Source organism: Alicyclobacillus sendaiensis NBRC 100866, assembly GCF_001552675.1.
GTDB lineage: Bacteria > Bacillota > Bacilli > Alicyclobacillales > Alicyclobacillaceae > Alicyclobacillus > Alicyclobacillus sendaiensis.
On the sequence record NZ_BCRQ01000014.1, the window covers coordinates 36,953 to 48,447 of the forward strand.

The following is an 11,495-nucleotide window of genomic DNA, read 5'->3' on the forward strand; positions in this document are numbered from 1 at the left end:
CATGGCGGATGTGCGCGATGTCGCGGGCGCCGTGGCGGCGCGCGATGAGGTGGACCGGATTGGCAACGTGCTGCGGCAGATGGCCCGCGCGGGCGTCAGGCGGGTGGTTCTCTGCGCCAACGGCTGCACGGACGGCACCGTGAGAGAGGCGCGGCGCGCGGCGGATGCCGTGCGCGTGGAACTCGCCGTGGTGGAGTTTCAGCAGCCGCTCGGGCACGACGCCCCCCGCGCGATTGCCGCGATGGAGGTGTGGCGGCGCTGGCCGGAGTCGGCGGCCGTGCTGATGGTGGACGCGGATTGGCGGGGGAGCTTTGGCCCGATGCTCGAAGACCTCCTCCGGGATGCCCTGGGGCATCCCAAGGCCATCACCGGCGTCTGTGGCCACGTGCGGGCGGGCGATCTCGACCGTCACTGGCAGCGCATCGTGTGCCGCGCGGGCGCTCCGGCGTCGCTCCGCCCGTTTCTGCTTCCTCAGGTCATCCCGCTCTCCGCCTTCGAGCAGGTTTCACCGCGTTTCGTGGCTTCTCCAGGGCTCTTTTTCGCGCTCACGCGCCGCAAAGGAATCCCGTGGCGGGTGTACGAGGGGTGGGACGGGAGGCTGTTGGGCAATCCCGCGCGGGACACGAGCGCGACGGCGCGCGTCCTTGACCTCTTGCGCGAAGACGCGCGAGCGGCCGAGATCGCCCTCTGCGGCGGTTCGGGCCATCCGCCGCTTTGGCCGGGGCGGCGCGACTGGCAGGCCGTCGAAGCGTGGATGAGTGAGATGCGTGGGCCGCGGGCTGCGGGAGGCGTCACGACTTCGTGTACCGATCCGCCACCTTGCTCGCGCCAAACGACTCGGGTTTGATCCGCGCCTCGTAACCGTTCGACTCGATCCAGGCGACGATTTCGCGGATCCACTGCTTGGTCTCGCCGCCTTCGCCAATGTCGAGGTGCACCTCAATTTGCCAGTCCTGTCCGGCCTTTTGCAGCATCTCGCTCAGGAGGCCGCCCACCTGAAGCGACAGCGAGGCCTCCGTGAACATCCGCTGGCGCAGCGAGTGAATGTGCTCGTGATGCTCCTTGTGGACGTAGTAGCGAGCGCCGCGCCCCACGCGGTGCAGGATGACCGCGGTCACAAAGGTCGCGGACGCCGTGTGCTCATGTGGCTGCGAATCCGTGCCGATGATCAGCCGAAATCGATCCTGGGGATGTTCTCTGCGCTCCTGGATGGCGTCCTCCGCCACCTGTTCCAGTGTCACCACGCCGAGCGTCGGGCTGCGAAACAGCACGCGCACCGCCCCCTCTCGTTGGCTACGCGGCATCCACACCTGCTCCGCGGTCATCTGCCGCAGGATGTCACACGGGCTCAGCCGTGCTGGTCAACGCGCCGCCTGCGTCGACGAGCGCGTTCACCTGTCCGCCGTGACGCGCACCTCCGTCAATTCCGACTTTATCCGAACCATACCACACGTCATGCGTCCCATGCAGCACGATGCACGGCGTGTGCCCGAACACCACCAGCTTACCCACCCGATGGGGACGCGCATAAAACCGCTCGCGGATGGTCAGCAGGTCTCGCTTCGCGGTTTGGCGCCAGTCGGGCTTGTCGGGATCGATCCCGGCGTGAACGGCCAACCACCGCTCCCCTTCCCAGGTGTACGGCAGCGTGGACAAAAAGGCGGCCAGCGCGGTGTCCGCTGCGATGGCGCGGTACAGCGAGCCGCGCACGGGACCCAGCGGTTTTTGGCCGCCTCGCATCCAGCCAAGGAAAGCCTCCTCGTGGTTGCCGCGCAGCGCCACAGCCCCGTCGGCGCAAAGGCTCCGCACGTACTGCAGGACGCCCACGCTGTCGGGCCCGCCGGAGATGTAGTCCCCGAGGAGCACGAGCTGGTCCTGATCCGGCCGATACCCAAGCCGCGCCAAGAGCCGCTGAAACGGGCGCAGGTGCCCGTGAATGTCGCTGATGAAGATGGTTCGCATCGCCGCAGAGGTCGATAACACGACCGCCCCTCCCAGAAAACGCTTGCATCCAGCGCTCGCGTTTCACATAATAGAAATTGTATTTCATTGATAAAATCTCTGCCACCCATCGCCTGGGATGCGAGGCTTGGAGGGCTCGCCCATGGACATCCGCACCGTCCCCGGCGTCATGCCGGTTCGCGAAGAAGATCAGCTGGATTGGGAACGGCTTCGCGCGTATCTCGTGCGCGAAGGCGTCTTGCCCGCCGAGGCGGACCCCCTCGTGGCCGTGCAGTTTCCCACGGGCGCGTCCAACCTGACTTATCTCATTCAAAGCGGTGCGTTTGTGGCCGTGCTGCGCCGTCCGCCGCACGGGCCCCTTCCGCCGCGCGCGCACGACATGGGGCGCGAGTCGTCCATCCTCGCGAAGCTCCATCCGCACTTCCCCAAAGCCCCGAAGCCGTACGCGTACTGCGACGACGCGCAGATCATCGGCGTGCCGTTTTTCGTGATGGAGTACCGCCAAGGCCTCCCGCTGGACGACGCCTTCCCCGCAGGCTTCCCATACGCGCCGGAGGTCGGGCGAGCCGTCTCCGAACACGCCATTCAGTCGCTCGTGGAACTGCACACCGTGGACCCCGTGGCGTCTGGGCTCATCCACTTTGGCAAACCCGAGGGCTTCCTGCGCCGCCAGGTCGACGGATGGATAGAGCGATTCCACCGGTCTCGCACGGATGAAGACGTGCCCCACGCCGACCTGGTCATGAGGTGGCTTGCGGGCCACGTCCCCGAATCGCGGGGCGTGACCGTCATCCACAACGACTTCAAGCTCAACAACATGTTGTTTGCCCCGCCCGCCTATCGGGACATCGTCGGCATCGTCGACTGGGAGATGGCGACGGTTGGCGATCCGCTCTTCGACCTCGGCGTCATGCTGAGCTACTGGACCGAGCCGTCCGACCCGCCGGCGCTCCAGGCGCTCTTCCCGTCCGTGACGACGCTCGAGGGATTTTACTCGCGCGCTGAAATGGCGGAGCGGTACGGGGAATCGACCGGCCGCTCCATCCACGATCTCAAGTTTTACTATGTGTTCGGCGTGTTCAAGCTCGCCGTCATCCTGCAGCAGATTTACGTGCGGTACAAGATGGGCAAGACGTCCGACGCCCGTTTCGCCCGCTTCGGCGACGGCATTCGGGCGCTTGTGGAACATGCCCGGGCCGAGATCGACCGCGCCTGATGCGCATCCCAGCGCGTGAAGAGGCCAGCCGGCTCAGCCGACTGGCCTCTCGGTTCAGTTCATCTGCTTGCGCAGGGATTTAATCTCATCGCGAGAGAGTCCCGTCGCCCGCTCAATGACCTCGCACGGCATGCCCGCCTCGAGCATGTTGCGCACGACTCGGCGCACGCCCATCGCCGTTCCCATCTCGATGCCTTTTTCAATGCCTTTTTCCATACCTTTTTCGATGCCTTTTTCGATACCTTTCTCGATACCCTCTTGCAGCCCTTCCTTAAAACCCTCGAGATGCCCTTCCCTGCGCCCGTCTTCAAAAATCTCATCCACGAGGCGATACATGTTTCTCAACTCCCTCCTTAAACGTAGCCGCTGTTCCTCCGAAAGCGCCTGTTCCCCGATGGTCAGAAGCGCGCTGACGACCAGTTCTCGCTCGCTTGGATCGCGCACCTCCGGGATCAGGGACAGGACGCGATCGAACGCCCGCAAAGGGTCGGAGAGGCGCATATTCATGGCCAACGCAAGCCGCAGGCGGTCTCGCGGCTCCCTTGGCCGTCCTTGAAATCCTTCAAACGAAGAAAAGGCACCCGTCAAAACGGGTGCCTACGCCCGGCCCTGATATCCGCTCCATGCGGACACCTTCGCGGCGCTCTCCTTCAGGGCCTTCACCGCACGCTCCACGTCCTCCTCGTTCATCACGGAGGTCATCGTCAGGCAGGAGAGGACGAGATCGACCTTATTTTGCTGATTGAACACCGGCACCGCCACGGCCGAGATGCCGGGCCACAGCTCGCCGTGGGAGACGGCGTAGCCCTTGTCGCGCACCTCTTGCAGGAGGCGCACGTACGCCTCCTCGTCGGTGATGCTGTTGGGCGTGTAGGCCTTCAGGCCCTCCCGCAGCACTCGACGCCACGTGGACTCGTCGTCATACGCCAGAAAGCACCGGCCGAACGCGGCGCCGTAGACCGGAAACTGCTGGCCCACGGACACCGCGATGCGCACGCCGTCGCCCGGCGGCTCGGCCGAGCCGATGTAAATGACGCGATCGTCCCGGAGGCGCTTGACAAGGACCGCCGTCATGCCCGTCTGGGCGGCCACCTGATGCAGTTCCGCCAGTGCGTGAGCGTACACGTCGTTGAGGTCTGCCGCCCGAGCGCCGAGCGGGATGAGATAAGGGCCTAGACTGTAGCGGCGCGACTGCGGATCGTAGGAGACGAAGTCCTCCCGCTCCAAGGTCCGCAGCACGCGAAGGCACGTCGTCTTGTTGACGCCGAGCCGCTCGGCGATCTCGGTCAGGGTGGATTGACGGTACTTGTGCCGGCTCAACAATTTCAACACGCGCGCAGCGAGCGCGACAGATGGCACTTGGTAGTCCAACGGACACCCTCATTCCGCGAAAGAGTCTGGCCCGCCCTCAGGCGAGCGGAATGCGGAACGTCGCCGTACCCTGGACGACGCGGACGTCGCCTGGCGACTTCTGCGCCCAGACGTCGCACGTCACCACCTGATAGCCTTCTTCCTCTTTGACTTCTTGGACGACGCCGTCACAGGTGATGATATCACCCGGCCGCACCATGTCAACGAAGCGCACGCCGAACGAGAGGAGATCGCCTGCTTCGCCGATCTCGTCCGTCAGCATCTGGGCCACGAAGCCCATCGTCAGCATGCCGTGGGCAATCACGCCGCCGAGCCCGGCCTCCTTCGCGAACTCCTCCACTGTATGGATGGGATTGAAGTCCCCCGAGGCGCCCGAGTACTTCACGAGCTGGATCTTGGTGACGGGCGGCTTGGTCAGCGGCGTGAGGTGATCGCCCGGCTGATACCGCTTCGCGCTCATTGCGCCCTGCCCCCTTCCGGCCGGTAGATGACGGTCGACTTGGCCTCTTGGACGAGATCGCCTGCTTCGTTCTCCACTTTGTACGTGAAGACGAGGAGGATCATCCGGCCGAGCTTGCCGGCCCGCTCCTTCACGTCCGTGAGCGCAAAGCTCGCGTACAACACGTCGCCCGCGAGGATGGGCTTGTGATACGTGTACGCCATCTCGCCGTGAATCAGGCCCTCCGTCGGCATTTCGAGGCCTGGGATCACGCCGTAGTCAAAGGTGCGGCTGAACGTCGGGGGCGCCACCAGGCGCCCGAACCGGCTCTTGGCCGCGCGCTCTTCGTCGCGGTAGAGCGGGTTGGGGTCGCCAATCGCATCTGCGAACTTGCGGATGGCTCCCTTCTCCACCTCGTTTTGCACCGGTTTCGACCAAACCCCAAGCAGCCGCTCGAAATCCGCCAGTTCCATCGTTCATCTCCTCCGCCAAGGTTCAGTACATCGACACGAGTTCGCCCTTGTCGTACTGCTCGCGCAGCGTCTTCTTCGAGAATTTGCCGACGCTCGTCTTCGGGATCTCCTCCACAAACACGTAGTCGTCAGGCAGCCACCACTTCGCCACCATCTTGGACAGGTGGGCCTGCAGGTCTTCTTTCGTGACCTTGCCGCGGTACCCCTCGCGCAAGACGACGCAGGCGAGCGGCCGCTCCTGCCACTTCTCGTGCGGGATGGCGATCACGGCCGCCTCCATCACCGCCGGATGCGCCATGAGGGCGTTCTCGAGATCCACGGACGAGATCCATTCGCCGCCCGACTTCACGAGGTCCTTGACGCGATCGACAATCTGCAGATAGCCGTTCTCGTCGATGGTAGCGATGTCGCCCGTGCGGAACCAACCGTCCTCCGTGAACGCCTCTTTCGTCTTCTCGGGATCTTTGTAATAGGAATCGATGATCCACGGCCCTTTGAGCAGAAGTTCACCCATCTCCTTGCCGTCGTGCGCGACCTCTTCGCCCTTCTCGTTGACGATCTTCATCTCGAGGCCGGGCAGGATGAGTCCCGTCTTGGCGCGGAGCCGGTATTTCTCCTCGCCCTCGAGATGCGCGAGGCTCGTCTTCGGGAACGAGACGAAGGTCACCGGGCTCGTCTCCGTCTGGCCGTAGCCCTGGTACAGCTTCACGCCAAGTTCCTTCTCGTACGCCTCCGTGAGCGCCGCGGGCAGCGCGGATCCGCCCGACATGAAGAAGCGGACGCAGGAGAAGTCGTACTCGCCCGGGTGTTGGCGGACGTGATTCAAGATGCCCATCCAAATGGTTGGCACCCCCGCCGAGTACGTCACGCGCTCGTTGTGGATGAGGTCCGCCAGGTCCTTCGCCGTCGGCCGCGGGCCGGGATACACCTGCTTCGCGCCGATCCAGGTGTCCGCATACGGCCGCCCCCAGGCGTTCACGTGGAACATGGGCACGACGGGCATCGTGACGTCGGTCTCGCGCGTGCCGAGCTCGTCGACGAGCACCGTCAGGCAGTGGAGGTACAGGCCGCGGTGGCTGTACACGACGCCCTTAGGATTGCCCGTCGTCGCGGAGGTGTAGCTGATGAGCGCCGGCGTGTTTTCGTCGAAGATCGGGAACTCGAAGTGCGGATCGCCTTGGCGAATGAGTTCCTCGTAGTGGTACACGTTTTCGAGCTTCGTGTCGGGCAGCTTCTCGTTGTCCGTCATGACGACATACGCCCGCACCGTGGCGAGCTTCGGCGCGACCGCTTCGATGAGGGGCAGGAGGTCCTCGTCGACAAACAACACCTTGTCCTCGGCATGGTTGATCACGTAGGCAATCTGCTCGGGGAACAGGCGGATGTTGACGGTGTGCAGCACGCGCTGCGAACACGGCACCGCGTAGTAGAGCTCCAGGTGGCGGTGGTGGTTCCACGCGAACGACCCGACGTGTTCAAGCGCTTTCACGCCGAGGACGCGATCGAGCGCGTTCGCGAGCCGACAGACGCGCTCATACAGATCTCGATACGTGTAGCGAAACACGCCGTTGTAGCCGCGCGAGACAATCTCCTTCTCGGGGAAGATGGTCTTGGCGCGGTAAAGCGGCGACTTCAGCAGAAGCGGATAATTCATCATCGCCATCGACTCCCTTCGCGAGTCCTTTGGGTGGCATCGGGTCGACTGAGGGTCAGTTGGGCCGCTCCGATCCCTGGGCGAGCTCGAGCCGCGCCACGTGACGCTTGTGCACCTCGTCCGGCCCGTCTGCAATTCGAATGACGCGGGCCTGCGTCCACATGTACGCGAGCGGGGTGTCCTGACTCACGCCCGCCGCCCCAAACGCTTGAATCGCCCGATCAATCACGCGCTGCGCCACATTCGGCGCAACCACCTTGATCATGGCAATTTCCTTCTGCGCGGCCTTGTTGCCCACCGTGTCCATCATGTACGCGGCCTTCAGCACGAGCAGGCGCGCCTGCTCGATTTCGATGCGCGACTCGGCAATCCACTCGCGAATGACGCCCTGCTCCGCGAGCGGCCGGCCAAACGCGACGCGCCCCTTGACGCGCTCCACCATGAGCTCGAGCGCCCGCTCCGCCATACCAATCTGCCGCATGCAGTGGTGGATCCGCCCCGGACCCAGGCGCCCCTGCGCGATGGCGAACCCCTTGCCCTCGCCCCAAATCAGGTTTTCCTTCGGCACGCGGACGTTGTCGAACACGATCTCGGCGTGTCCGTGCGGCGCGTCGTCGTAGCCGAAGACGTTCAGGGTGCGGATGATTTTGACGCCCGGCGTGTCGAGGGGCACGATGATCATGGATTGCTGCTCGTGCCTCGGCGCGTCGGGATTCGTCTTGCCCATCACGATGGCGAATTTGCAGCGCGGATCGCCCGCACCAGAGGACCACCACTTGTGCGCGTTGATCACGTATTCGTCCCCGTCCCGGACGATGCTCGCGGAAATGTTGGTGGCGTCGGAAGAGGCCACCTCCGGCTCGGTCATGGAAAAGCACGAGCGGATTTCGCCGGCAAGCAGCGGTTTCAGCCACTTCTCCTTCTGCTCCGGCGTGCCGTAGCGGACCAAGACCTCCATGTTGCCCGTGTCCGGGGCGTTGCAGTTGAACACCTCGGGCGCGATGGGCGACCGGCCCATCACCTCGGCGAGCGGCGCGTACTCGAGGTTCGTGAGCCCCGCGCCGTACTCGCTGTCCGGGAGAAACAGGTTCCACAGCCCCGCCGCCTTGGCCTTCGCCTTCATCTCCTCCATGATAGGCGGAATCATCCAGCGGCTCGGCTGGGACACCAGCTGCTCGTAGTAGATCCGCTCGCCCGGGTAGACGACTTCCTCCATGAACTCCTCAAGCTTTCGCTTCAACGCCACCACTTTGTCGGAGTACGAGAAATCCACGCTTATCTCTCCTTCACGCCGAGGCGCAACCCTCACATCGCAGTCGTGCCGCCGTCCACCGCCAATACCTGCCCTGTCACATAGTCGGACGCCACCGACGCGAAGAACAGGGCCGCCCCTTTGAGATCGTGTTCACCGCCAAAGCGGCCGAGCGGCGTGCGCAGCTGTATCAGGTTGCCGCCTCGCTCGAGCACCACGCGCGTCATCTTCGTCGGGAAAAATCCCGGGGCAATGGCGTTCACGTAGATGCGGTACCGCGCCCATTTGACGGCGAGATCGCGCGTCAAGGCGATGAGACCGCCCTTGGACGCCGCGTACCCCGCCGCGTCCAACACCTCCGGCGGCGAGCCGCGCATGCCGGCGACCGACGCGATGTTGACGATCTTACCGCCGCCCTGATCTTTCATGTGTCGCGCCACGCGCTGCGACATCAAAAACGCGCCGGTCAGATTCGTCTGCAGGACCTTCATCCAGGCGTCGTACGGCATGTCAAGGGCAGGCGCGCCCCAGGACGTGCCGGAATTGTTCACGAGCACGTCAATCCGCCCATACCGGGCGATGACCTCGTCCACCAGCGCGTCGATGGAGGACGGATCCGTGACGTCAAGCGGCAGCGCAACCGCCTCCCAGCCAGCGGCGGAGAGCTCTTTCGCCACTTCCTCGCAGTTCTCCACACGGCGCGAGCAGAGCACCACCTTCGCGCCCGCCTCCGCATACGCCTCCGCAATTTGCTGACCCAGACCGCGGCCTCCGCCGGTGACAATGGCCACCTTCCCGTCGAGTCGGAACAGGTCGAACACGCTCACTCACGAGCCCTCCTTTTCGGATCCTTGCGGCCCATGGCGCCAGAACGTCACCATGGGCCCGAATCATCAGCGATGGCGGCAGCCGTCGATGTACAACACCTGTCCCGACACATACGCGGAGTCGTCGCTCGCGAAGAACGCGATCACGTTGGCCACGTCTTCCGGTTTGCCCGTGCGACGAAGCGCAATCTGCTGCGACGCAGCCTGTTTGAACGCCTCGTAGTCCACGCCGATGCGCTCCGCCGTGGCACGCGTCATGTCCGTCTCAATGAAGCCCGGCGCCACCGCGTTGACGCGGATGCCGAAAGGCCCGAGCTCGATGGCGAGCGTGCGCGTGAACCCTTGAATGCCCGCCTTCGCCGCCGAGTAGTTCGCCTGGCCCCGGTTGCCGAGCGCCGACGTGCTCGACAGATTGATGATCTTGCCGGACTTCTGCTGCACCATGTACTTCTGGGCCGCTCGACTGCAGAGGAACGCGCCCTTCAAGTGCACGTTCATCACCGTGTCCCAATCGTCTTCACTCATCTTGAAGAGCAAGTTGTCGCGAATGACCCCCGCGTTGTTGACCAGGATGTCAAGGCGGCCCCACTTCTGCACAACCGACTCGATGGCCCGCTCCACATCGTCGGCCTTCGTCACGTCGCACCCGACGCCGATGGCCTCGCCGCCCGCCTGGCGAATGGCCTCGACCGTGTCCTTCGTCAGCTCCTCCTTGATGTCAAACACGGCGACCTTTGCGCCGTCCGCAGCCAATCGCTTCGCTGTCGCCGCGCCAATGCCGCGCGCCGCGCCCGTCACAATCGCAACTTGTCCTTCCAGCTTCCCCATGCTACATACCCCTCTCCGATGTGCCTTTCGGTTCCTTGCGGAAGCGGCCTCGCCGGTAAGCGCTCACAAGACGCACCCGCCTCGGCCTGTCCACGTCGAAATTACCCCAACGTTCAGCAAGTTTACACATTCTCATCCTATCACAGCTGTGCGATGGACCGCCAGAAATTTTTCATAGGTGAAATAGGATTTCGAACCGTCACACGTCCGCCTTCGTCCGCTCGTACTCCTTGTGCAGCTGCGCCGCGATGATGTTCTTCTGGATTTCTGACGTGCCCTCGTAGATTCTCGTGATGCGCGCATCGCGGTAGAACCGCTCGATGGGATACTCCGCGATGAAACCGAGCCCACCATGAATCTGCACGGCCTTGTCGGCCACGCGGTTGTAAACCTCGGACCCATACAGTTTCAGCATCGCGGCTTCCTTGATGACGTTCATCTTCTGATCCGTCATCCACGCCACCCGATAGACGAACGTGCGCAGCAGTTCGATTTCGAGTGCCATCTCCGCGAGGTAGTGCTGGATGATCTGCTGCTCAAAGATGGGCTTGCCAAACTGGATACGCTCGTGCGCAAACGCCAACGATTTGTCGAGCAGGTATTCGCACGACCCCAGGCACCTCGCCGCGAGCCCCGCCCGGCCATTGGCCAAAATCTTGAGCGCGTTGACGTATCCCTCACCCTCTCGGCCCAGCACGTTCTCCTCTGGGACCTCCATGTCCTCGAAGAAGATCTGCGCGGTGTGCGATCCGTGCAACCCCATCTTCTTTTCGATGTGTCCCACGCGAAACCCCGGGAAGTCGCGCTCGACGATGAACGAGGTGATGCCCTTCGCGCCCTTGGACGCATCCGTGACCGCCATCACGGTGAACACGTGCGCATACGGCGCGTTCGTGATGTAGATCTTCTGACCGTTGAGAATGTACCGGTCGCCCTTTTTCACCGCCGTCGTCTTGATGGCCGCCGCGTTCGATCCGGCCTGCGGCTCCGTGAGCGCAAACGCCCCAATCCACTCGCCCGTGGCCATCCTCGGCAGGTATTTCTCCTTCTGCTCCTTCGTGCCGAACTCGACGATCCCGACCGAGCCGATGCCGTTGTGTGCGCCGATGATGGTCGTGTAGCCGTTGATGGTTTTGCCGAGTTCCTCGTAGATGACGCACTTGCCGAGCATGTTGAGGCCGATGCCGCCGTACTCCTCCGGAATGCTCAAACCAAACAGCCCGAGCTCCTTCGACTTCTCGAGGACGCTGTCCGGCACGCGGTCCTCTTCTTCAATCTGCATGGCGAGCGGCTCCACCTCGTGCTCCACAAAGTCGCGAATGGTTCGCCGCATCTCTTCGAGCTCCGAAGGCAGCGTAAAATCCACGCGACTCACCTCCATGATTTACGAATATGAAATCCGAGTTCAAATGAGAACTACACGGATCATGATAGCGGTTTCTCTCGAGAGGCGCAATGGAGAAGATATGGGGA

At 63.6% G+C, this 11,495-nt stretch carries 13 protein-coding genes; 2 read left to right on the forward strand and 11 right to left on the reverse strand.

Features of this window, described 5'->3' with window-relative positions; all coding sequences use genetic code 11:
- Window position 1 precedes the first annotated feature (1 nt).
- Window positions 2-847: a glycosyltransferase family protein gene (locus AS26_RS04510; RefSeq protein ID WP_245629614.1), complete on the forward strand. Its 846-nt coding sequence runs from the start codon at window positions 2-4 to the stop codon at window positions 845-847.
- Here AS26_RS04510 and AS26_RS04515 read toward each other — a convergent pair.
- Window positions 792-1,271 carry a ribonuclease H-like YkuK family protein gene (locus tag AS26_RS04515; RefSeq protein WP_245629615.1) on the reverse strand — a complete coding sequence of 160 codons (480 nt, stop codon included), beginning with the start codon at window positions 1,269-1,271 and terminating at the stop codon, window positions 792-794. The two genes, AS26_RS04510 and AS26_RS04515, sit on opposite strands and share 56 nt — an antisense overlap.
- 67 nt (window positions 1,272-1,338) lie before the next feature.
- The gene (locus AS26_RS04520) at window positions 1,339-1,983 is read right to left on the reverse strand and encodes a metallophosphoesterase family protein (protein WP_245629616.1); all 645 of its coding nucleotides are present in this window, start codon (window positions 1,981-1,983) and stop codon (window positions 1,339-1,341) included.
- Window positions 1,984-2,104: 121 nt separating this feature from the next.
- Between AS26_RS04520 and AS26_RS04525 the strand changes: the two genes are divergently transcribed.
- On the forward strand, window positions 2,105-3,178 hold the full coding sequence (locus AS26_RS04525; protein WP_062306487.1) for a phosphotransferase family protein: 1,074 nt from the start codon (window positions 2,105-2,107) through the stop codon (window positions 3,176-3,178).
- Between the two features lie 54 nt (window positions 3,179-3,232).
- Here the strand turns inward: AS26_RS04525 and AS26_RS04530 are convergent, their stop codons facing one another.
- The 9 genes from AS26_RS04530 to AS26_RS04570 form a co-directional block, all read right to left on the reverse strand.
- Window positions 3,233-3,685 (reverse strand): Rpn/YhgA-type helix-turn-helix domain-containing protein, encoded by a 453-nt coding sequence (locus AS26_RS04530; RefSeq protein WP_169793468.1) that lies wholly within the window; start codon window positions 3,683-3,685, stop codon window positions 3,233-3,235.
- 90 nt (window positions 3,686-3,775) lie between these two features.
- Window positions 3,776-4,549 carry an IclR family transcriptional regulator gene (locus tag AS26_RS04535; protein WP_062306491.1) on the reverse strand — a complete coding sequence of 258 codons (774 nt, stop codon included), beginning with the start codon at window positions 4,547-4,549 and terminating at the stop codon, window positions 3,776-3,778.
- Between the two features lie 37 nt (window positions 4,550-4,586).
- Window positions 4,587-5,009 carry a MaoC/PaaZ C-terminal domain-containing protein gene (locus tag AS26_RS04540; protein WP_062306494.1) on the reverse strand — a complete coding sequence of 141 codons (423 nt, stop codon included), beginning with the start codon at window positions 5,007-5,009 and terminating at the stop codon, window positions 4,587-4,589.
- On the reverse strand, window positions 5,006-5,461 hold the full coding sequence (locus tag AS26_RS04545; protein ID WP_062306497.1) for a MaoC family dehydratase N-terminal domain-containing protein: 456 nt from the start codon (window positions 5,459-5,461) through the stop codon (window positions 5,006-5,008). Before AS26_RS04545 ends, AS26_RS04540 begins: the two co-directional genes overlap by 4 nt.
- 22 nt (window positions 5,462-5,483) lie before the next feature.
- Window positions 5,484-7,118, reverse strand: coding sequence for a long-chain fatty acid--CoA ligase (locus AS26_RS04550; RefSeq protein ID WP_062306499.1), 1,635 nt, complete (start codon window positions 7,116-7,118; stop codon window positions 5,484-5,486).
- Window positions 7,119-7,170: 52 nt separating this feature from the next.
- Complete coding sequence (locus tag AS26_RS04555) at window positions 7,171-8,388, reverse strand: acyl-CoA dehydrogenase family protein (RefSeq protein ID WP_062306501.1); 1,218 nt, start codon at window positions 8,386-8,388, stop codon at window positions 7,171-7,173.
- Window positions 8,389-8,420: 32 nt separating this feature from the next.
- Window positions 8,421-9,194 carry an SDR family oxidoreductase gene (locus AS26_RS04560; RefSeq protein WP_062306505.1) on the reverse strand — a complete coding sequence of 258 codons (774 nt, stop codon included), beginning with the start codon at window positions 9,192-9,194 and terminating at the stop codon, window positions 8,421-8,423.
- A 66-nt stretch (window positions 9,195-9,260) separates the two neighbouring features.
- Window positions 9,261-10,022: a beta-ketoacyl-ACP reductase gene (locus AS26_RS04565; RefSeq protein WP_062306507.1), complete on the reverse strand. Its 762-nt coding sequence runs from the start codon at window positions 10,020-10,022 to the stop codon at window positions 9,261-9,263.
- 199 nt (window positions 10,023-10,221) lie between these two features.
- Window positions 10,222-11,388 carry an acyl-CoA dehydrogenase family protein gene (locus AS26_RS04570; RefSeq protein WP_062306510.1) on the reverse strand — a complete coding sequence of 389 codons (1,167 nt, stop codon included), beginning with the start codon at window positions 11,386-11,388 and terminating at the stop codon, window positions 10,222-10,224.
- Window positions 11,389-11,495 lie beyond the last annotated feature (107 nt).